Origin of the sequence: Arthrobacter sp. E44, assembly GCF_041877125.1 — a bacterium.
Classification (GTDB): Bacteria; Actinomycetota; Actinomycetes; order Actinomycetales; family Micrococcaceae; genus Arthrobacter.
Genome location: NZ_JBHDJA010000003.1, coordinates 44,676 through 64,074, shown reverse-complemented (window position 1 = coordinate 64,074; position 19,399 = coordinate 44,676). Strand labels below are relative to the sequence as shown.

At 65.0% G+C, this 19,399-nt stretch carries 18 protein-coding genes, 1 tRNA gene and 1 pseudogene; 13 read left to right on the top strand and 7 right to left on the bottom strand.

Annotation, left to right across the window (positions count from 1 at the left end; all coding sequences use genetic code 11):
- Positions 1-13: 13 nt before the first annotated feature.
- From ACETK3_RS04075 to ACETK3_RS04060, 4 genes are all read right to left on the bottom strand, one after another.
- Positions 14-1,039: an ATP-dependent 6-phosphofructokinase gene (locus ACETK3_RS04075; protein WP_236799129.1), complete on the bottom strand. Its 1,026-nt coding sequence runs from the start codon at positions 1,037-1,039 to the stop codon at positions 14-16.
- Positions 1,040-1,254: 215 nt separating this feature from the next.
- Positions 1,255-1,512 (bottom strand): PspC domain-containing protein, encoded by a 258-nt coding sequence (locus ACETK3_RS04070; RefSeq protein ID WP_142133071.1) that lies wholly within the window; start codon positions 1,510-1,512, stop codon positions 1,255-1,257.
- A 3-nt stretch (positions 1,513-1,515) separates the two neighbouring features.
- Positions 1,516-1,770, bottom strand: coding sequence for a hypothetical protein (locus tag ACETK3_RS04065; RefSeq protein WP_306968869.1), 255 nt, complete (start codon positions 1,768-1,770; stop codon positions 1,516-1,518).
- 1 nt (position 1,771) lies between these two features.
- Complete coding sequence (locus ACETK3_RS04060; RefSeq protein WP_373992567.1) at positions 1,772-3,532, bottom strand: PspC domain-containing protein; 1,761 nt, start codon at positions 3,530-3,532, stop codon at positions 1,772-1,774.
- 125 nt (positions 3,533-3,657) lie between these two features.
- Here ACETK3_RS04060 and ACETK3_RS04055 point away from each other — a divergent pair, with 125 nt between their 5' ends.
- Positions 3,658-5,022 (top strand): PspC domain-containing protein, encoded by a 1,365-nt coding sequence (locus ACETK3_RS04055; protein WP_373992566.1) that lies wholly within the window; start codon positions 3,658-3,660, stop codon positions 5,020-5,022.
- On the top strand, positions 5,019-5,708 hold the full coding sequence (locus ACETK3_RS04050) for a LuxR C-terminal-related transcriptional regulator (RefSeq protein WP_373992565.1): 690 nt from the start codon (positions 5,019-5,021) through the stop codon (positions 5,706-5,708). Before ACETK3_RS04055 ends, ACETK3_RS04050 begins: the two co-directional genes overlap by 4 nt.
- A 172-nt stretch (positions 5,709-5,880) precedes the next feature.
- Here ACETK3_RS04050 and ACETK3_RS04045 read toward each other — a convergent pair whose 3' ends face one another.
- A complete protein-coding gene (locus tag ACETK3_RS04045; RefSeq protein WP_306968863.1) occupies positions 5,881-7,098 on the bottom strand; it encodes a pyridoxal phosphate-dependent aminotransferase in 1,218 nt (405 codons plus the stop codon).
- Between the two features lie 276 nt (positions 7,099-7,374).
- Here ACETK3_RS04045 and ACETK3_RS04040 point away from each other — a divergent pair.
- The 9 genes and pseudogenes from ACETK3_RS04040 to rplL all read left to right on the top strand — a co-directional run bounded on the left by ACETK3_RS04040 (position 7,375) and on the right by rplL (position 12,977).
- A tRNA-Trp gene (locus tag ACETK3_RS04040) sits at positions 7,375-7,447 on the top strand.
- Positions 7,448-7,529: 82 nt separating this feature from the next.
- On the top strand, positions 7,530-7,814 hold the full coding sequence (secE, locus tag ACETK3_RS04035; RefSeq protein ID WP_237428652.1) for a preprotein translocase subunit SecE: 285 nt from the start codon (positions 7,530-7,532) through the stop codon (positions 7,812-7,814).
- A gap of 112 nt (positions 7,815-7,926) precedes the next feature.
- Positions 7,927-8,739, top strand: coding sequence for a transcription termination/antitermination protein NusG (nusG, locus tag ACETK3_RS04030; protein ID WP_373992564.1), 813 nt, complete (start codon positions 7,927-7,929; stop codon positions 8,737-8,739).
- Between the two features lie 128 nt (positions 8,740-8,867).
- On the top strand, positions 8,868-9,299 hold the full coding sequence (gene rplK, locus ACETK3_RS04025; RefSeq protein ID WP_018760472.1) for a 50S ribosomal protein L11: 432 nt from the start codon (positions 8,868-8,870) through the stop codon (positions 9,297-9,299).
- Positions 9,300-9,478: 179 nt separating this feature from the next.
- Positions 9,479-10,186 carry a 50S ribosomal protein L1 gene (gene rplA, locus ACETK3_RS04020; protein ID WP_236799121.1) on the top strand — a complete coding sequence of 236 codons (708 nt, stop codon included), beginning with the start codon at positions 9,479-9,481 and terminating at the stop codon, positions 10,184-10,186.
- A 209-nt stretch (positions 10,187-10,395) separates the two neighbouring features.
- A pseudogene (locus ACETK3_RS04015) lies at positions 10,396-10,518 on the top strand (GNAT family N-acetyltransferase); the annotation flags it as partial.
- A 7-nt stretch (positions 10,519-10,525) separates the two neighbouring features.
- Positions 10,526-11,644 (top strand): GNAT family N-acetyltransferase, encoded by a 1,119-nt coding sequence (locus ACETK3_RS04010; protein WP_236820182.1) that lies wholly within the window; start codon positions 10,526-10,528, stop codon positions 11,642-11,644.
- 296 nt (positions 11,645-11,940) lie between these two features.
- Entirely contained in the window at positions 11,941-12,522 is a 582-nt protein-coding gene (rplJ, locus tag ACETK3_RS04005; RefSeq protein ID WP_221386458.1) for a 50S ribosomal protein L10, read from the top strand.
- Positions 12,523-12,599: 77 nt separating this feature from the next.
- On the top strand, positions 12,600-12,977 hold the full coding sequence (gene rplL / locus ACETK3_RS04000; RefSeq protein WP_236799119.1) for a 50S ribosomal protein L7/L12: 378 nt from the start codon (positions 12,600-12,602) through the stop codon (positions 12,975-12,977).
- A gap of 76 nt (positions 12,978-13,053) precedes the next feature.
- Here the strand turns inward: rplL and ACETK3_RS03995 are convergent, their stop codons facing one another.
- Both ACETK3_RS03995 and ACETK3_RS03990 read right to left on the bottom strand, forming a co-directional pair.
- Positions 13,054-13,551, bottom strand: a complete 498-nt coding sequence (locus tag ACETK3_RS03995; RefSeq protein ID WP_236799118.1) for an aminoacyl-tRNA deacylase — start codon at positions 13,549-13,551, stop codon at positions 13,054-13,056.
- Positions 13,551-14,750, bottom strand: a complete 1,200-nt coding sequence (locus ACETK3_RS03990) for an acetyl-CoA C-acetyltransferase (RefSeq protein WP_373992563.1) — start codon at positions 14,748-14,750, stop codon at positions 13,551-13,553. The genes ACETK3_RS03995 and ACETK3_RS03990 overlap by 1 nt, the downstream gene beginning before the upstream one ends.
- 247 nt (positions 14,751-14,997) lie before the next feature.
- On the opposite strand from ACETK3_RS03990, the gene ACETK3_RS03985 reads away from it, so the two are divergent.
- Together ACETK3_RS03985 and rpoB are read left to right on the top strand one after the other, a co-directional pair.
- The gene (locus ACETK3_RS03985; RefSeq protein ID WP_373992562.1) at positions 14,998-15,489 is read left to right on the top strand and encodes a hypothetical protein; all 492 of its coding nucleotides are present in this window, start codon (positions 14,998-15,000) and stop codon (positions 15,487-15,489) included.
- A 314-nt stretch (positions 15,490-15,803) separates the two neighbouring features.
- A complete protein-coding gene (gene rpoB, locus ACETK3_RS03980) occupies positions 15,804-19,313 on the top strand; it encodes a DNA-directed RNA polymerase subunit beta (protein ID WP_373992561.1) in 3,510 nt (1,169 codons plus the stop codon).
- Positions 19,314-19,399: the final 86 nt, after the last annotated feature.

Genomic DNA, 19,399 nt, shown 5'->3' with positions numbered 1-19,399 from the left:
GAACAGGACAGGCCTAACCGAACAGGACCGCGGCCTCGTCGTACCGGTTTTGCGGGACGGTCTTGAGCTGGCCCAGGGCTTCCTCGAATGCAACGTGGCGGATGTCCGTGCCCTTCAGCGCCACCATGGTGCCCCAGTAGCCCTCCACCACGGAGTCGATGGCGGCCATGCCCAGCCGGGTGGCCAGGACGCGGTCGAAGGCGGAGGGGACGCCGCCGCGCTGGATGTGGCCCAGGATCGTGGCTCGGGTTTCGATGCCGGTCCGGGCTTCGAGCTCGGGGGCGAGCTGGTCGGCGATGCCGCCCAGGCGAGGCCGGCCGAAGGTGTCCAGGCCGCGCTCGGAGTGCGGGCTTTCCATGTGCTCCGGCACGAACCCTTCGGCCACCACCACCAGGGGCGCACGGCCACGGTGCTGGGCTTCCTTGACCCACTCGGTGATCTGCTCAATGCTGACTTTTTGCTCGGGGATGAGAATGGCGTGGGCGCCGGCGGCCATGCCGGCGTGCAGGGCGATCCAGCCCACGTGCCGGCCCATCACTTCGGCGATCATGCAGCGGTGGTGGGATTCACCGGTAGTCCGGAGCCGGTCGATGGCCTCGGTGGCAATCTGCACTGCGGTGTCGAAACCGAAGGTGTAGTCGGTGGCGTCAAGGTCGTTGTCCACCGTCTTGGGGACGCCGACGATCTTCAGTCCGGCGTCGGTCAGGCGCTTGGCCGCAGCAAGGGTTCCCTCACCGCCGATGGCGATGATGGCATCGATGCCCAGCCGGTCCATGTGGGCCTTGATCGCCTCGGGGCCGCCGCCGTTTTCGAACGGGTTGGTGCGGGAGGTGCCCAGGATGGTGCCGCCCTGCTTTGCGATGCCACGGACCATGGTGCGGGGAATGTCGATGATGTCGCCCTCCACCACGCCGCGCCAACCGTCACGGAATCCGACGAATTCCTGGCCGTGGACGGCGATGCCTTTCAGCACGGCGCCGCGGATGACGGCGTTCAATCCGGGGCAGTCGCCACCGCTGGTGAGGATTCCAATTTTCATGTTCGGCTCAAATCCTGGGAGAAGGTTTACAGGCAGAGCGCCACGCTGAGCTCACCTAGAAGTGTAGTGGGGTGTGTGGGGTACGACACAAACCGGTTACATTAGGGCCCGCTGTCCGGGAGCGGAGAACAGCAAAAGGCCCCTGCCTGGCGAAGCATTCGCGGTGGCAGGGGCCTTGGCCGGCGGGTGGAAGCCGGGTCCGTTTCAGCGAGCGTTCAGGGCCGGTTGAGCGAGCGGCGGTCCAGGAACGTCTGGAGCAGGATCTCGTTGCGCTGGTCGGGAATGATGATCCAGGCCAGGAGGTAGAAGATCACGGCGGGTCCGGGGAGGAGGCAGAACAGCAGGAACGCGATGCGCACGTAGGCCACGTCCACGTTGAGCTGTGCTGCGATGCCTCCCAGCACTCCGCCGAGCCAGCGCTGCGGGCCGCGCTTCAGGCCAAAGCCCCTGACAATGCTGAAGAACTTATCCATGGTTCAAGACTTCCCTGTAGTTGGTTCGTTGTCACGTTTCCGGGCGGAGAGCAGGCCGCCGACCACCAGGGCCACGCCCGCTCCGATCATGAGGCCGATCAGGACGTAGGTGCCGTTGAGGGTGATGATTCCCAGCTGCGCCACGAGGATCAGCACGGCCAGCGCCAGGACGATCAGTCCCCACACCACCGTTCCCACCCTGGCAGTTGCCGGGCCCCCGGTGTCCGGTTCCGCCGTCGGAATGTTGCTGCTGTCCATGTCAGTTGCCTTCCTGGATCGTGACGTTGCTGAAGGTGCCGTCGATCTGCACCACCAGGTGGTTGCCGGGCCTGTCCGTGTTGTAGCTGCTTTCGCGGGTGGTGGTACCGCCGCGCTGGCCGCTTACCTCGTTCAGGTTCCCCATGGTCATGTCCGCCTTGATGTCCACGGGCAGGTTGTGCGGGATGACCACGGTGACGTTGCTGGCGGTGACGTCCAGGGGAACCACGACGTCGGAGGTCAGGGGGGCGCTGGGGGACAGGTCCGTGAGGTCCACGGTTCCCCGGCCGGCGGTGATGTCGATGCCCCCGCGCGCCTCCTCAATGCTTGCCGGGTTCCAGTCCACCTGCTGGAAACGCATCCGGCCGTCATCCACGGTGTTGTAGACGCCCCCGGTGACAAGGGCGATCACGGCGAAGAGGCTCAGGATGCCCGCGCTCCGGCCCCGCAGCCCCGCTATCAGGATGCCCAGGCCGAGGACTACGGCTGCGCTGGCCCACACAATGGCGTTGGCAGAACCGCCCAGGCTGATGAGGTTGGCGGCGTCCAGCGCTTTGAGCCCACCGCCCACCAGCAGGGCACAGCCGGTTGCGATGGCCACGGCCGGGGCGCCGGGACCGGACGGGCGGGGCTTAGGCGGCCGCGGCGGGACCCAGGGCGCCGGGTAGCTGCCTCCGCCGGGGACACCGCTGCCGGGTCCGCCTGGTGTGCTGCCGCCGGGCACACCCGCGCCAGGGACCGCGCCAGTGGGAAACGTGCCGCCATACCCGCTGCCGGTGCCCATGCCTGCGCTGCCGTAGCCGCCCTGGCCGTAGGCGCTGGACCCCGTGCCACTGGGATACGTGGGCCCACTGCCATAGGTGGGAGCCCCGCTGCCGGACGTAGGCACCGAAGATTGCCCAGGTGCCGGCGCTGAAGCCGTGCCGGTGGAGAACGACGACGTGTATCCCGTGCCTGAGTGCCCCGAGGGTTGGGTTGTTCCGTGGACTGATCCGTGCCCGGCCATGGTGGGGTGGGCCTTGTTGCGCTGGGAAAGGTAGTAGACCAGGTAGATCGCACCTCCCACCCAGAACACGGTCCACAGCAGGCCGCTCAGGCCGTTGTGGCTCCACCCCCAGAAGCCTCCGCCCAGGCCCGTCAGTCCCAGGACCGTGGCGATCAGGGAGCCCGTCATGCCGCTGGACCAGCGCCCGGCGCCGGCTTCCTGGACGTGGATCCTGCCGTCGGGTTCCGGGAGGAAGGCCCATGCCAGGCCGTAGAGCAGCACGCCGATACCGGCCAGGAGGGTCAGGACGATGAAGACCCCGCGGATGATGATGGGATCTACATTCAGCCGGTGGGCGATGCCGCTGCACACGCCGCCGATCCACCGGTCGTTGCCCCGGTAGATGCCATTGCTCCTGATCCAGCCAAAGAAGTCCGTGGAGGGAGCCGGAGCTGGGTTGTTGTGGAAGGCGTAGTCAGGGCCGGAGCCGGCACCAGGGCCCGGACCAGCGCTCGAACCCGGAGCAGCACCGCTGCCCGGGCCGGCTGCCTGGCCGCCAGCGGAGGGATAGTCCGGAGCCATTGGATCGATGGGGTCTGAAGCCCCGATTGGGCGGCCCCCGGAGGGCGCGGTGGAGGGATCCGTCGCGCCGGCCGAAGGTATTGAATCGGAAGACGGCAGTGGCTCGGTGGGCTGCTCGCTGCCCGTGCCGTGCGGCCCTTCAGGGAGGGGTTCGGCAGGGTGTTCGTCGTCGGGGGAGGGGGTCTGCGAGTTCATACCTCGATCCTCCCGCCCGGCCGGGTTCACGCTCTACTGGGGGAAACCCTGAACCGTCCCTGAGCTGTCCCCGGGAACCGGCCGGATGCGGTCCGGGCCACCCTGATCCGTGCTTGGATTGATCCATGACAACCCTCCCGGCGCGCCCGCCCCTGGCACGGAGCAGCGACCGTGTCATCGCCGGGGTGTGCTCGGGCCTCGCCGCACACCTGGGCTGGCCGGTGAAGAACGTCCGGCTGGCCATGGTCCTCGCCTCCTTCGCGGGCGGGGCAGGCCTGGTCTTCTACGCGTGGCTGTGGATCATGGTTCCCACGGCGGATGAGGCCGCCCGCCGCAATGCCCGCCGGCCGGCGTCGCCCATTGCCCCCGCCGTAAGCCATCCAGTGCAGGGCCAGGGCACTCCGGGTGATCCGGCGCAGGGAGCAGCGCCCGACGGCGGACCTCATTCGGGTGCCGCCGGTTCGGTTGCGGACGGCCGGGCGTCCGCTGCCCCACCATGGTTCCGGGCGCGCGGTATGCGGTACGGCAAGGAAATCCTCCTGGGCTGTGGGCTCCTGCTGGTGGCCGGCATCATGATCGCCCAACTGCTGGGCGTGGACGTCTCCCTCGGCACGCTGATCCCCGCCGCCGCCGTCCTGGGCGGTGCCTCCATCGCGTGGATGCAGCTGGACGAAACCCGCAGAGCCGGGCTGGTGGACAAGACCAAGGCCGACCAGGCCGGCGGGTGGGGCAGGCTCGCCGCCGGACTGGCCCTGGTGGTGGCCGGCGTCCTGGTGATGGTCTCCGGCTCAGGATCGTGGGAGCAGACGTGGCTTGCGCTGCTTGCCTCCGTGGCCGTGCTGGGCGGTGTGGTGCTGGTCCTGCTGCCGTGGGCACTGAAATTCTGGCGGGACCTGGAAGCTGAGCGCGCCGGCAGGATCCGGGAGACGGAAAGGGCGGAGATTGCCGCCCATCTCCACGATTCCGTGCTGCAGACGCTCGCCCTGATCCAACGGCGGGCAGGCAACGAGCACGACGTCGTCCGCCTGGCGCGTGCCCAGGAACGTGAGCTGAGGGGCTGGCTGTTCCAGGACGCGGGCCGCGAAAGCGGACAACTGTCGGACCGGATCAAGGCCGTCGCCGCTGAGGTGGAGGACCTCTTGGGCCATGCCGTGGAGGTGGTCACCGTTGGCGATGCCGCCATGACCGAGGCACGCGAAGCCCTGGTCCAGGCCAGCCGTGAGGCCATGCTCAACGCATCACGCTACGGCGGCGGGACGGTCTCGGTCTACCTCGAGGCATCGGATGGACAGGCAGAGATCTTCATCAAGGACAGGGGGCCGGGCTTTGAACTGGGCGATGTACCGGCGGACCGGTTGGGTGTACGGGAATCGATCATCGGCAGGATGAAACGCCACGGCGGCTCGGCTGCCATCCTCAGCACCGGGGACGGCACCGAGGTCCGGCTTCGACTGCCGGCTACAGCAGAACATGCGGAAGGGAAATCATGAACACGACGCAGGCGACAGGTGCCGGAAGCGCCCGGCCGGCCAACTCGGTGCGGGTGGTCATCGTCGACGATCACGCCATCTTCCGGTCCGGACTGAAAGCCGACCTCGACGCCAGCATCCAGGTGGTGGGGGAGGCTGCCACGGTGGAGCAGGCCATCGCCGTCATCGCAGAGCAGCGGCCTGACGTCGTCCTTTTGGACGTACACCTGCCCGGCGGCCTTGGCGGCGGCGGCCGCGAGGTCATCGCCGGTTCCGCCGCGTTGCTGTCCACCACGCGCTTCCTGGCCCTGAGCGTCTCTGACGCCGCCGAGGACGTGGTGGCCGTGATCCGAGCCGGCGCCCGCGGCTATGTCACCAAGACCATCTCCGGCGCCGAAATCACGGACGCCGTGTTCCGCGTGGCCGGCGGTGACGCAGTCTTTTCGCCCCGCCTTGCCGGGTTCGTCCTGGATGCCTTCGGCACCGCTCCCGCGGACATCGCCGACGACGAACTGGACAAACTCTCCGCCCGCGAACTCGAGGTCATGCGCCTGATCGCCCGCGGCTACAGCTACAAGGAGGTGGCCAAGGAGCTCTTCATCAGCATCAAGACCGTGGAAACCCACGTGTCGGCAGTGCTGCGCAAGCTCCAGCTCTCCAGCCGCCATGAACTAACCAAGTGGGCCGCGGAGCGCCGCCTCCTCTAGCGACGAACACCCGCTCACTTTTGGCAACCGTTCCCTCAACGCCCCATCACCTTTGGCGGCTTAGGCGCCAACGCCCGCTCACCTTTGGTCGCTTAAACCCAAACGCCCGCTCACTTTCCTTAAGGAAGTGAGCGGGCGTTTGGGTTTTGCCTGTGAAAAGTGAGCGGGCGTCCTACTGGGCCTTGCCCAGGAAGTCCTGCAGGCGCTGCACGCCGGTGGCGAGGTCGTCGTCGCCCAGGGCGTAGGACAGGCGCAGGAAGCCGGAGGGACCGAATGCCTCGCCCGGAACCACTGCCACCTCAACCTCGTCGAGGATCAGCGAGGCGAGCTCGGCGGAGGTCTGCGGCGTGGCGGTGCCGGACGCCGTCGGAAATTCCTTGCCCAGCAGCGCACGGACGTCCGCATACACGTAGAAGGCGCCCTTCGGCGTCGGGCATTCCACTCCGTCGATCGCGTTCAGCCCAGCCACGATGGCCTTGCGGCGGCGGTCAAAGGCCACCTTCATCTCGTCGACGGCGGTCAGCGGGCCGGAAACGGCGGCGAGGGCCGCGATCTGCATGATGTTGGAGACGTTGGAGGTGGCGTGCGACTGCAGGTTGGTGGCCGCCTTGATGACGTCGGCGGGGCCGATCATCCAGCCCACGCGCCAGCCGGTCATGGCGTAGGTCTTGGCGACGCCGTTGAGGATGACCACCTTGTCGCCCAGTTCCGGGGCGGCCGTGGCGATGGAGGTGAAGGGGACGCCGTCGTAGGTCAGGTGCTCGTAGATCTCGTCCGTGACCACCCACAGGCCCTTGGCGGCGGCCCACTTGCCGATCTCCGCCACCTGCTCCGGGGAGTAGACAGCGCCGGTGGGGTTCGACGGCGAGACGAACAGCAGGATCTTGGTGCGGTCCGTGACGGCTGCTTCGAGCTGGTCGACGGTCACCAGGTAGTCCTGCTCCGGACCGGCGAAGACCTCCACGGGGACGCCGCCGGCCAGCCGGATGGCCTCCGGGTAGGTGGTCCAGAACGGGGCGGGCACGAGGACTTCGTCGCCCGGGTCCACCAGGGTGGCGAACGTGTTGTACACGGCCTGCTTGCCGCCGTTGGTCACCAGTACCTGCGAGGGGTCCACTTTGTAGCCCGAATCGCGCAGGGTCTTCTCCGCGATGGCCTTCTTCAGCTCGGGCAGACCGCCGGCGGGGGAGTAGCGGTGAAACCTGGGCTGGCCCGCAGCCTCAACGGCCGCCTGGACGATGTAGTCCGGGGTGGGGAAGTCGGGTTCGCCCGCGCCGAAGCCAATAACCGGCCGGCCAGCTGCCTTCAGCGCCTTGGCCTTGGCATCAACGGCCAGGGTTGCGGATTCGGCAATTGCGGAAATGCGTTGGGAAACGCGGGCGGCAGACATGGCAGGTCCGTTCTTCGCTTGCAGCCGGGAGGCTGGAATGTGGGATTCGACGAGTTCTACTCTATGCTGTTCACCGGACCCTCCGGGGTGCCGGTTTTGATTTATGACTGCCCCGCGCAGCAGGTTTCAGACCCGGCGACGGATGGGCCGGAACGGGCCGGTTTTACCTACGCGAAGTTCTTGCGTAGACTGGTTCACCGGTGTTGAAACACGGATGATGACGTGTGCCCCAGTTCAAGCTGGTGTTGGGTCGTCACAGAGTGCAATTCACTCCATAGGGTAGTGGCGCAATTGGTAGCGCAGCGGTCTCCAAAACCGCAGGTTGCAGGTTCGAGTCCTGTCTGCCCTGCGCAAGCTGTTCCGGGCGAAAGCCCGGGGCAGGCGCAGCAACCATGGTTCTGATCAGGGCCGGGTAATCCACCATTGCAAAGATGAGCGAGGACCAGGTGACCGAAACAGCTGCCAGCAGCTCCAAGGGCCGCCCAGCTAAGAAGGAAGCCAAGGCGAACTTCTTCGCCCGCATTGCACTCTTTGTCCGCCAGATCATCGGCGAACTGAAGAAGGTTGTTGCCCCCACCCGCAAGGAACTGATCAACTACACGCTCGTGGTGCTGGTGTTCGTGGCCATCATGATGGTCGTCGTCAGCCTGCTGGACATAGGTTTCGGAACCGCTGTCAGCTGGATCTTTGGCGGCACCGGTCCCAAGGACAGCTAGGCTGCAGGGTCCGCAGGCCGCGTGTTCCGCCGGGAAACCGGAAGGATGCACCGGTGTGCGGAATTGAGCCATTTAAATAGGCATGTTAGGCAATGAGGAAGCAGGAGACCAAGTGTCTGAGCAGGAGCTCGAGGTAACCGAGACTGGGCTGGAAGAATCCCCGGACGTCACGGCAGAAGCCGGCGAAGAGTCCGAGGTTGAGTCCTCCGCGCCCGAATCCGACGACGCCGCCTCCGATGTTGCCGACGCAGACGCTGCCGACGCTGCAGAAGCCGGCGACGAAGAGACCGACGCCCTTGCCGCCGCGGCAGCCACTGCAGCTGCGGACCCGGCCGAGGAATTCAAGGCCAAGCTGCGCCGCCAGGAAGGTGACTGGTACGTCATCCACTCCTACGCCGGTTACGAAAACCGCGTGAAGGCCAACCTTGAAACCCGCATCCAGACCCTGGACATGGAAGATTACATCTTCGAAATCCAGGTGCCCATGGAAGAAGTCGTGGAGATCAAGAACGCCCAGCGCAAGGTGATCAACCGCGTCCGCATCCCCGGCTACGTCCTGGTCCGCATGGACCTGACCGACGCCTCCTGGGGCGCCGTCCGCCACACCCCCGGCGTCACCGGCTTCGTGGGCAACGCCCACAACCCGGTCCCGCTGCGCCTGGACGAGGTCTTCTCCATGCTCGCTCCCGTCTTCGAAGAGGAACAGGCCGAGAAGGGCAAGCCGGTCAACAAGCAGAACCAGGCTCCCGTGGCCGTGGACTTCGAGGTCGGCGAGTCCGTCATCGTCAAGGAAGGCCCGTTCGAGACCCTTCCCGCCACGATCTCCGAGATCAAGCCCGAGTCCCAGACCCTTGTGGTGCTGGTCTCCATCTTCGAGCGCGAAACGCCCGTCACCCTGGCGTTCAACCAGGTCACCAAGATCTGAGAATCCTAGAATTCGTCCCGGCGCCGCCCGCTTAGCGGCACCGGAACGGCCGGCCGCCTTGCCATGGCGGCCAAAAACCTGAGGCACGCTCCTGTGCCCCAGGACGTTATTGAGAGAAGGACCCTACATTGGCTCCCAAGAAGAAGGTCACCGGCCTCATCAAGCTGCAGATCCAGGCAGGTGCCGCCAACCCGGCCCCGCCGATCGGTCCTGCGCTTGGCCAGCACGGTGTCAACATCATGGAATTCTGCAAGGCGTACAACGCTGCCACGGAAGCCCAGCGCGGAAACGTCATCCCCGTGGAAATCACGGTCTACGAGGACCGCTCCTTCACGTTCATCACCAAGACCCCGCCGGCTGCAGAGCTCATCAAGAAGGCTGCAGGCGTTGCCAAGGGTTCGTCCACCCCGCACACCGTCAAGGTCGCCAAGCTGACCCAGGCCCAGGTCAACGAGATCGCCTCCACCAAGATGGAAGACCTCAACGCCACCAGCCTCGAAGGCGCAGCGAAGATCATCGCCGGCACCGCCCGCTCCATGGGCATCACCGTCGAGGGCTAATACCCCATACCGCTGTCCAGCGTCGTGGTAATTGACGACGACGGGCGGCACCGCCGGGACACCGGCACCAAGAAAATTCAAATGTTGGCCATCCGGCCGGATAACGAACCGGATTGGGCGACTGTGGCAGGGCCCAGCGCGGTCCGCAGACCACAACTGCACAAGGAGAAACAAGCAGCATGGCAAAGCGCAGCAAAGCATATGAGGCAGCAGCCGCCAAGATCGATGCAACCAAGCACTACGCACCGTTTGAGGCAGTAACGCTGGCCAAGGACACCAACCCGTCCAAGTTCGACGCCACCGTTGAGGTTGCCTTCCGCCTCGGCGTCGACCCCCGCAAGGCTGACCAGATGGTCCGCGGCACCGTCAACCTGCCCCACGGCACCGGTAAGACCGCCCGCGTTCTGGTTTTCGCCACGGGTGACAAGGCTGAGGCCGCAATCGCAGCCGGCGCCGACTTCGTTGGTTCCGATGACCTGATCGAACGGATCGCAGGCGGCTGGACCGACTTCGACGCCGCCGTTGCCACCCCTGACCTCATGGGCAAGGTTGGCCGCCTCGGTAAGGTCCTGGGCCCGCGTAACCTGATGCCGAACCCCAAGACGGGCACCGTGACCCCCGACGTCACCAAGGCCGTCAACGACATCAAGGGTGGAAAGATCGACTTCCGCGTCGACAAGCACTCCAACCTGCACTTCATCATCGGCAAGGTTTCCTTCGACGCACAGAAGCTGGCTGAGAACTACGCAGCCGCCCTGGAAGAGGTTCTTCGCCTCAAGCCGTCGGCATCCAAGGGCCGCTACATCCAGAAGGCCACCGTGGCCACCACGTTCGGCCCGGGCATCTCCGTGGACCCCAACGTCACCAAGGTGCTCACCGAGGCGTAGTCCTTGACTGAAGTTCCTGCCCGGACTGATTCCGGAGCATCCGAAGACCGTCCCGGCGCATCAGCGCCGGGGCGGTCTTCTTTTTGACCCGGCACTTTCCCTAAGCTGGCTTGAGCGGCCACGCCGATCCGTCTGAACGCAACCCGGACTGCTCGCGCCGCATTAGTGACTGCCGCCGTCGTGCTTCCGCCGGACCCAGGGAGCAACGACCCTCAGCGTGCTCGGCCCTGACATGGAATGCCAGCGAAAACCAGCATATGCTGGCGATAAATGTTGCACTTGGATTCAAACCTGTTGGTTATGAAGGTGAGTGGCAGAAACGGCTGGGATGATGCCCGAATGGCAATAGACGTTAAGATCGAGCAGCTCTGGATCCCCGACTCATTGGACACCCCGGACGCTGCGGACTTCCTGGCGGCCGTGGAAGTGGGCCGCAAAGTGCGGATGCAGACCTGGGGCAGTGACGATCTCGCCTATGGTCCGCTTGAGAAGCTGCTGGAGTTCGCGGACCCGTATGAGCGCCAGTTGATCCTCGTGGCCAAGGTGGACGGGGCCATTGTGGGCACGGTGGACATTGCGCTGCCCCTTACCGACCACCTTGACCTCGCCGAGCTCACCCTCGACATCCTTCCGGAGTACCAGCGGCAGGGCGTTGGACGCCGGCTGCTGGAGGCGGCCGAACAGCTGGCCCGGGGTGAAGGCCGCACCATGATCCTGGTGGACACCAATCACCCCGGCGCTTCACTGCACGAGTTTGAGCAGGCCCAGCTGGTCCCCGGGTCGGGGCAGGGGTTCGTGCCGCTGGAGAGCCGGGAGGTGGAGTTCGCCCGGAAAACCGGGTACACGCTTCAGCACATTGAGCAGTTCAGCTCCTGCCTCCTGCCCCTGGACACCAAGCTCGTGGCAGACCTCCAGGCCGAAGCCGAGGAAGCGAACAACGGCAGGTACCGGCTGCACCATTGGACGGACCGCTGCCCCGAGCGCTGGCTGGAGGCGGTGGCGGCCCTGGAGAACCAGGCGGGGGTGGACGTTGACCCTTCCCTGGATGCGCCGATTGAGCAGGACATGGTGTTCGACGCCGGCATCCTTCGGGAGGCGGAAGACGTCGCCATCGCGCAGGGGAGGCGGACGGTGGTCACCGCCGTGGAGCATATCGCCACGGGAGCGCTGGTGGGACTGACCACCATCACGGTGCTGGCGCACCGGGCCGATGTCGTGTTCCAGGACGACACCCTGATCCTGCAGGAGCACCGCGGCAACAAGCTGGGCCTGCTGATCAAAGTGGCCAATATGGAACGGCTCAGTGAGCAGTTCCCGGATGCGCGCATTATCTACACCTGGAATGCGCCGGAGAACCGGTACCTCCTGACGGTCAACAAGCAGCTCGGTTTCCAGACTGCGGGAGTTACGGGAATCTGGCAAAAAGAGCTTCCCACCCTGCATACCAGCACCAGTTGAGGCCCGATTTGGAGGACGGGTACCGCCTCGCGTAAGCTGGAAGTACCAAAGACCGTCGGTTGTTGGAAATCCACTCTCCTGAACATGGCTCAGCTCTGTAGTTGTGCGCTGGGGACAACAGTGGCTTTCCGGACGAAGGACCCTCAACGCAGGGCGGCCGGCGCAGGTGAACGAAGCAAAGTTCCGCGGTACAGCCGCGTTGAGCCAAGCCCCGTGCATCTGCGCGGGGCGTTTTTAGTTTTAGCTCTCTTGAGCGGGGACCGTCGAATACCGGCACTATCCCCGGAAGGAGGGTTATGGCAACGCCTACCAAGGTTTCAGCAGTAGCTGAGATCACTAACGATTTCAAGGAATCGAACGCCGCTGTCCTGACCGAATACCGCGGGCTCACCGTTGCACAGCTCAAGCAGCTGCGTGTTTCTCTCGGCCAGGACACCAAGTTCGCGGTCGTTAAGAACACCCTGACCGCCATTGCAGCCAAGGAAGCCGGCGTCGAAGCATTCGACGGCCAGCTTGCCGGCCCCACTGCAATCGCGTTCATCAAGGGTGACGCAGTTGCCGCTGCCAAGAGCCTGACGGATTTTGCCAAGGCCAACAAGCAGCTGGTCATCAAGACCGGTTACTTCGAGGGCAAGGCGCTGGACGCCAGCGAGGTTGCCGCACTGGCTGCCCTCGAGTCCCGTGAGCTGCAGCTCGCCAAGGTTGCAGGCGTCCTCAAGGCCCCTGCCGCCGCAGCTGCACGCATCATCGACGCACTGCGCCTCAAGCTTGAAGAAGAGAACGGTGCACCGGCAGCTGCCGAAGCGCCCGCCGCTGAAGAAGCTCCTGCCGCTGAAGCCGACGCTGCCGCCGAAGCTCCCGCTGCCGAAGAGAACTAATTCTCTTACACCCACCAGACTCCGGTGCCAGTCCGGCCCAGCGCCGTTCGGACACCACAACAGGAAGGACGCCTACCATGGCGAAGCTCAGCAACGAAGAGCTCATTGAAGCTTTCAAGGAACTGACCATCATCGAGCTCTCCGAGTTCGTCAAGCTCTTCGAAGAGACCTTCGAAGTTACCGCTGCTGCTGTAGCCGTTGCCGGCCCTGCCGGTGGCGGAGCTGCTGAAGAGGTTGAAGAGAAGACCGACTTCGACGTCATCCTCGAATCTGCCGGTGACAAGAAGATCGCAGTCATCAAGGAAGTTCGCGCCATCACCTCCCTCGGCCTCAAGGAAGCCAAGGACCTGGTTGACAGCGCTCCCAAGGCTGTCCTCGAAGGCGCCAACAAGGAAGCTGCCGAGAAGGCCAAGGATCAGCTCGAGGCTGCAGGCGCCACCGTTACCCTCAAGTAACAGCGCCTTTTCCCGGGAAACCCCGCCCCACTGCGAACCAGTTGGGCGGGGTTTCCTGCTTTAACCATTTCCGGACCTAGCCGGGCTCACTGATGTCAGCCACGACCGCGCCGAGCGCTGCAGTGAGTGCATCGGCGTCAACAAAGGCGCTGTAGCCGTGGGCACCGGCCCCCATGGAGATACGGCGGCCGGTAATGGTGGCATCAGCGTAGACAGGCCATGCCGTGGTACTGCCCAGGGGCGTGATGGTGCCCCGCTCGTAACCGGTCGCTTCCAGCGCGGTTTCGGCAGGCGGCAGGGACAGCTTGTTGACGCCCACGAGTGTGCGCAGCTTGGGCCAGGAGATTTGCCGGTCGCCCGGGATCAGGGCGAACAGGAAGGTCCCGTCCTTGCGCTTGACCACGAGCGACTTGACGATGTCCGCCGGGCTGATGCCCAGGATGTCCGCGGCCTCTTCGAGGCTCCTCGCTGCGGGCCGCTCCACTACCTCGACCTGCAGGCCCCGGGCCTCGGCGTCGGCCAGGAAGCGTTCCTGCCCGACGCCGTCCGTTCCGTTTCCGGATGCGCCCGCCATCAGTCGCGGTAGAGCAGGAGGGCCTCGCCCTGCCCGCCCCCGCCGCAGAGGGATACGGCAGCCTTGCCGGTTCCGCGCCGCTTCAGCTCATGGGCGGCGTGGGCGGCCAGGCGGGCTCCGGAGGCGCCAATCGGGTGCCCCAGTGCGATGGCGCCGCCGTGGATGTTGCACTTTTCCAAGGGGTAGTCCAGGTCCTTGAGGGACTGCACCGCGACGGAGCCGAACGCCTCGTTGATCTCGATGAAGTCGAGGTCGGAGGTGTTCCAGCCGGCCTTGCCAAGGGCATTCAGAATGGCATTCGAGGGCTGTGAGTGCAGGGAGTTGTCAGGACCGGCAACTTGGCCCGGCTTTCCCACCACCGCCAGGTATTCCAGCCCGTGCTCTTCGGCGTAGCCGCGCGAAGCGAGCACCAGGGCGGCGGCCCCGTCGGACAGGGGAGAGGAGTTGCCCGCCGTAATGGTGCCATCGGTGACGAAGGCCGCCCGCAGGCCGGCCAGCGACTCCACCGACGTATTCGGACGGACGCCCTCGTCAGTATCCACCACCAGCGGGTCGCCCTTGCGCTGCTTGACGCTGACAGGTGCGATCTCGCCGTCGAACGTTCCGTTCTTGGCCGCAAGCGCCGCACGCTGGTGCGACTGGGCGGCCACGTTGTCCTGCGAGGTTCGGTCGATGCCCAGCGTGAGGTTGCGCGTCTCGGTGGACAGGCCCATGGACTGTCCGTCAAAGGCGTCGGTCAGGCCGTCGTGCGCGGCAGCGTCCAGCGCCTGGATGGATCCGTACGTCCACCCCTGGCGTGATCCGGGAAGCAGGTGCGGGGCCCGGCTCATCGACTCCTGCCCGCCTGCCACCACCACCGCAGCCTCGCCGGCGCGGATCACCCGGGCTGCGTCGATCACCGCTGTCAGACCGGAAAGGCACACCTTGTTGACCGTTACCGCGGGGACATTCCATCCGATGCCGGCGCCGATGGCGCTCTGCCGTGCCGGGTTCTGTCCGGCGCCCGCCTGCAGCACCTGCCCCATGATGACCGCCTCCACGTCGGCGGCCTCCACACCGCTGCCTTCCAGCGCGGCCTTGATGGCGTGGGCACCGAGGTCCACTGCCGTAAGGCTGGAGAGTTGGCCGTTGATCCGGCCCTGCGGAGTCCGTGCCGCCCCGAGGATGACAACGTCGTTGCTGTCGGGAGAGTTGACCATGGTTACCACTTTCAATCCGGTTCCGGTGTAGGCCACCAAGGCTATCGTGAGCCTGGTCACCCAACTATGCAAACGCTGGAACGCCTATGTGCATTCCTGGCAGGGGAGGGGTCCCCATCCGGGCATTGTGCACGACGGCGGCCGGTTGCGTAGGGTGGACGGCGAGGCTTTGAGGGGCGTTCTTTGCAGCGGAAACTCTTTGCGGGGGACTGGGCCGGCACGCGGGACGGACGGAATGGGAATCGTGATGAAGACAGTGACGGCGGCAGTGATCGCGGTATTGACCGGCTGCGCGCTGGCAGGCTGCTCTGTGTCCACGCCGGCACCGGCAGAATCCGCCCCGTCCGCCACTTCCCCTTCGGCCCCGGCCCGGGAAACGGAAAGCAGCAGCCCGGCAGCCGGTGGCACAGCTACGGGCGGGGTGGGCCAAGGCCCCAACGCTGCCGGAACCCGGGAAGCCTGCGAACTCTTCAACAAGCTGGTGGCGGACTACGGCGCCGTACCGCCCACCGACTCCAATGGCTACGAGGACGTGTACCTGAAGGCGCTGGACGCGAAGGACACCGTGTCCGGCGACCTTAGGGGGCTTTTCAGCTCCCTAAGCCTGCTGGCCATGGACCGGTCCTCGGCAGCGGAGACCGGCGGCAAGCCGGCGCAGGAATCCCAGGACGCAGTCAGGGATGCCGTCTTCGCCAACTCCGCGGCGTGCACTGCAGCGGGCGTAACCCTCCGGCTCTGACAGGGGAAGCCCAGGAAGCGGCTGCTGGGGGACGGATATCCGGTGCTTGCAATCCGACCGGATGTGGGGTAGACACGAAGGTTGTTTTGCCGTATCGTAGATATTTGCGTCTTCCCTGTTTACCTTCAGCCTTCATATAGCGGTGGGCTTCGCCCGACAGCTGGCAATCAGCGTGCCGTAACAACGGTCACATCATAGCCAGTTCGGGTCCCGGGTCATATAGCGGAACCGGATGGTAGCGCTGCGAAGTCACTTCGCAGGGTGCACAGCGGGGGAGATCTGAAAACGCCTGAAGGTCTGTGGAAGGATCCCTCTTGGTCGCCTCGAGCACCTCTAATAACGAAACCGCTAACACTGCCGACAGCACTGATGGTGCCACTCGCCGGCTCTCATTCGCAAAGATTCACGAACCTCTTGACGTTCCGAATCTGCTTGCCCTGCAGACGGACAGCTTTGACTGGCTGGTCGGCAATGAGCGCTGGCAGGCACGCGTGGCAAAGGCTGTCGAAGAAAACGATCTCAGCGTCGCCACCACGTCCGGCCTGTCGGACATCTTCGAAGAGATCTCCCCGATCGAGGATTTCCAGGGCACCATGTCCCTGAGCTTCTCCGATCCGGAGTTCGCTGACCCCAAGTACACCATGGCTGAGTGCAAGGACCGGGACGCCACGTACTCGGCTCCGCTGTACGTCAAGGCCGAGTTCATGAACAACAACACGGGCGAAATCAAGCAGCAGACCGTGTTCATGGGTGACTTCCCGCTGATGACCGAGAAGGGCACCTTCGTCGTCAACGGCACCGAGCGTGTCGTCGTTTCCCAGCTGGTTCGTTCACCGGGCGCCTACTTCGAGCGCGCCGCTGACAAGACCAGTGACAAGGACATCTTCACCGCGAAGATCATCCCGTCCCGTGGTGCGTGGTTCGAGCTCGAAATCGACAAGCGCGACCAGGTCGGGGTCCGCCTTGACCGTAAGCGCAAGCAGTCCGTCACCGTCCTGCTGAAGGCCCTTGGCTGGACCGAAGGCCAGATCCTCGAAGAGTTCGGCCAGTACGACTCGATGCGGGCAACCCTGGAGAAGGACGCCACCGAAACCCGCGAAGACGCCCTCCTGGACATCTACCGCAAGCTGCGTCCGGGCGAGCCGCCCACCGTTGAGGCTGCCCAGTCCCTGCTGGACAACCTGTACTTCAACTCCAAGCGCTACGATCTGGCCAAGGTTGGCCGCTACAAGATCAACCGCAAGCTGGGCATCGACCGCTCCCTTGGTGACAAGGAAGCTTCTGTCCTGCACGTTGAAGACATCGTTGCCATGATCAAGTTCCTCGTTGCGCTGCACGCCGGCGAGAAGACCATCAAGGGCACCCGCGATGGCCAGGAAGTGGACCTGCGCGTCGAAATCGACGACATCGACCACTTCGGCAACCGCCGCATCCGCGCCGTCGGCGAGCTCATCGAGAACCAGGTCCGCACAGGCCTGTCCCGCATGGAGCGCGTTGTCCGCGAGCGTATGACCACCCAGGACGTCGAGGCCATCACGCCGCAGACCCTGATCAACATCCGCCCCGTGGTTGCGGCCATCAAGGAGTTCTTCGGAACCTCCCAGCTGTCGCAGTTCATGGACCAGAACAACCCGCTCTCGGGCCTGACCCACAAGCGCCGCCTGTCGGCCCTTGGCCCCGGTGGTCTGTCCCGTGACCGCGCCGGCATGGAAGTCCGTGACGTGCACCCGTCCCACTACGGACGCATGTGCCCCATCGAAACCCCTGAAGGCCCCAACATTGGCCTGATCGGTTCGCTGGCTTCCTACGGACGCATCAACCCGTTCGGCTTCATCGAGACCCCGTACCGTCTGGTCAAGGACGGCGTCGTGTCCGACGACGTCCAGTACCTGACGGCCGACGACGAAGCCGAGGTGCTGATCGCCCAGGCCAACGCGCCGCTGGACGAGAACAACAAGTTCGCCGAGGACACTGTCCTCGTGCGTGCCCGTGGTGGTGGAGGCGAGCCCGTCCTGGTTCCGGCCGAGGACGTTGAGTTCATGGACGTTTCCCCGCGCCAGATGGTGTCCGTGGCAACCGCCCTGATCCCGTTCCTTGAGCACGACGACGCCAACCGCGCACTCATGGGTGCCAACATGCAGCGCCAGGCTGTGCCGCTGGTCCGTTCCGAGGCCCCCGTCGTGGGCACCGGCATGGAGCGCGCCGCCGCAGTCGACGCCGGTGACGTTGTCATTGCCAAGAAGGCCGGTGTGGTCACCGAGGTTTCCGCCGAGCTCGTCATCATGCTCAACGACGACGGCACCGAGACCAACTACCGCATCAACAAGTTCGCCCGCTCCAACCAGGGCAACTGCTACAACCACCGCGTACTGGTGAACGAAGGCCAGCGCCTGGAAGTTGGCGGCATCATCGCCGACGGCCCGGCAACGGACCAGGGTGAACTGGCACTCGGCAAGAACCTGCTCGTGGCATTCATGTCATGGGAAGGCCACAACTTCGAGGACGCCATCATCCTCTCGCAGCGCATCGTTGCCGAGGACGTCCTTTCCTCCATCCACATCGAGGAGCACGAGATCGATGCCCGCGACACCAAGCTTGGTGCCGAGGAAATCACCCGTGACATCCCCAACGTGTCCGAGGAAGTCCTCGCAGGGCTGGACGAGCGCGGCATCATCCACATCGGTGCCGAGGTTGAAGCAGGGGACATCCTGGTCGGAAAGGTCACCCCGAAGGGTGAAACCGAACTGACCCCGGAGGAGCGCCTCCTGCGCGCCATCTTCGGCGAGAAGTCACGCGAAGTGCGTGACACCTCCCTGAAGGTGCCCCACGGCGAGTCCGGCACCGTCATCGGCGTGCGCGTCTTCGACCGCGACAACGACGACGAACTGCCCCCGGGCGTCAACCAGCTGGTCCGCGTCTACGTGGCTGCCAAGCGCAAGATCACCGACGGCGACAAGCTCGCCGGCCGCCACGGCAACAAGGGTGTTATCTCCAAGATCCTCCCGATCGAGGACATGCCCTTCCTGGCCGACGGTACCCCCGTCGACATCGTCCTGAACCCGCTGGGTGTTCCGGGCCGTATGAACGTGGGCCAGGTGCTCGAAACGCACCTGGGCTGGGTTGCCAAGACCGGTTGGAAGATCGAAGGCGAGCCGGAATGGGTCAAGCAGCTGCCCAACCTGCCGCGCGAGAGTGGTCCCACCACTGTTGCAACGCCGGTGTTCGACGGTGCCCGCGAAGAGGAAATCACGGGCCTGCTGGATTCCACCAACATGACCCGCGATGGTGACCGCCTGATCAACTCCTCGGGCAAGACCCGCCTGTTTGACGGCCGCTCCGGCGAGCCGTTCCCGGATCCGATCTCGGTCGGCTACATGTACATCCTGAAGCTCCACCACCTGGTGGATGACAAGATCCACGCACGCTCCACCGGCCCGTACTCCATGATCACGCAGCAGCCGCTGGGTGGTAAGGCACAGTTCGGTGGCCAGCGCTTCGGTGAAATGGAAGTGTGGGCGCTTGAAGCTTATGGCGCCGCCTACACGCTCCAGGAACTCCTCACGATCAAGTCGGATGATATCCACGGTCGTGTGAAGGTCTACGAAGCGATCGTCAAGGGCGAGAACATCCCCGAGCCGGGCGTTCCCGAATCCTTCAAGGTCTTGATCAAGGAAATGCAGTCGCTGTGCCTGAACGTGGAAGTTCTTTCCACGGACGGAACCACAATTGAAATGCGTGACTCTGATGACGCAGTCTTCACGGCTGCGGAGGAACTGGGCATCGATCTGTCTCGCGCAGAGCCCAGCTCCGTAGAAGAGGTCTAGAAGGCGCCCGTACGACGGCGGGTGGGAACCCGCCGTCGTACGCCGCCCTCCCTCATCCCGCACCTAAGACTTCAGAATTTAGAGAA

Excerpts from the sequence above, each read along its gene's own strand:
- ACETK3_RS04075 (WP_236799129.1), bottom strand. The coding sequence starts at position 1,039 with ATGAAAATTGGAATCCTCACCAGCGGTGGCGACTGCCCCGGATTGAAC.
- ACETK3_RS04070 (WP_142133071.1), bottom strand. The coding sequence starts at position 1,512 with ATGGATAAGTTCTTCAGCATTGTCAGGGGCTTTGGCCTGAAGCGCGGC.
- ACETK3_RS04065 (WP_306968869.1), bottom strand. The coding sequence starts at position 1,770 with ATGGACAGCAGCAACATTCCGACGGCGGAACCGGACACCGGGGGCCCG.
- ACETK3_RS04060 (WP_373992567.1), bottom strand. The coding sequence starts at position 3,532 with ATGAACTCGCAGACCCCCTCCCCCGACGACGAACACCCTGCCGAACCC.
- ACETK3_RS04055 (WP_373992566.1), top strand. The coding sequence starts at position 3,658 with ATGACAACCCTCCCGGCGCGCCCGCCCCTGGCACGGAGCAGCGACCGT.
- ACETK3_RS04050 (WP_373992565.1), top strand. The coding sequence starts at position 5,019 with ATGAACACGACGCAGGCGACAGGTGCCGGAAGCGCCCGGCCGGCCAAC.
- ACETK3_RS04045 (WP_306968863.1), bottom strand. The coding sequence starts at position 7,098 with ATGTCTGCCGCCCGCGTTTCCCAACGCATTTCCGCAATTGCCGAATCC.
- secE (WP_237428652.1), top strand. The coding sequence starts at position 7,530 with ATGAGCGAGGACCAGGTGACCGAAACAGCTGCCAGCAGCTCCAAGGGC.
- rplA (WP_236799121.1), top strand. The coding sequence starts at position 9,479 with ATGGCAAAGCGCAGCAAAGCATATGAGGCAGCAGCCGCCAAGATCGAT.
- ACETK3_RS04010 (WP_236820182.1), top strand. The coding sequence starts at position 10,526 with ATGGCAATAGACGTTAAGATCGAGCAGCTCTGGATCCCCGACTCATTG.
- rplJ (WP_221386458.1), top strand. The coding sequence starts at position 11,941 with ATGGCAACGCCTACCAAGGTTTCAGCAGTAGCTGAGATCACTAACGAT.
- rplL (WP_236799119.1), top strand. The coding sequence starts at position 12,600 with ATGGCGAAGCTCAGCAACGAAGAGCTCATTGAAGCTTTCAAGGAACTG.
- ACETK3_RS03995 (WP_236799118.1), bottom strand. The coding sequence starts at position 13,551 with ATGGCGGGCGCATCCGGAAACGGAACGGACGGCGTCGGGCAGGAACGC.
- ACETK3_RS03990 (WP_373992563.1), bottom strand. The coding sequence starts at position 14,750 with ATGGTCAACTCTCCCGACAGCAACGACGTTGTCATCCTCGGGGCGGCA.
- ACETK3_RS03985 (WP_373992562.1), top strand. The coding sequence starts at position 14,998 with ATGAAGACAGTGACGGCGGCAGTGATCGCGGTATTGACCGGCTGCGCG.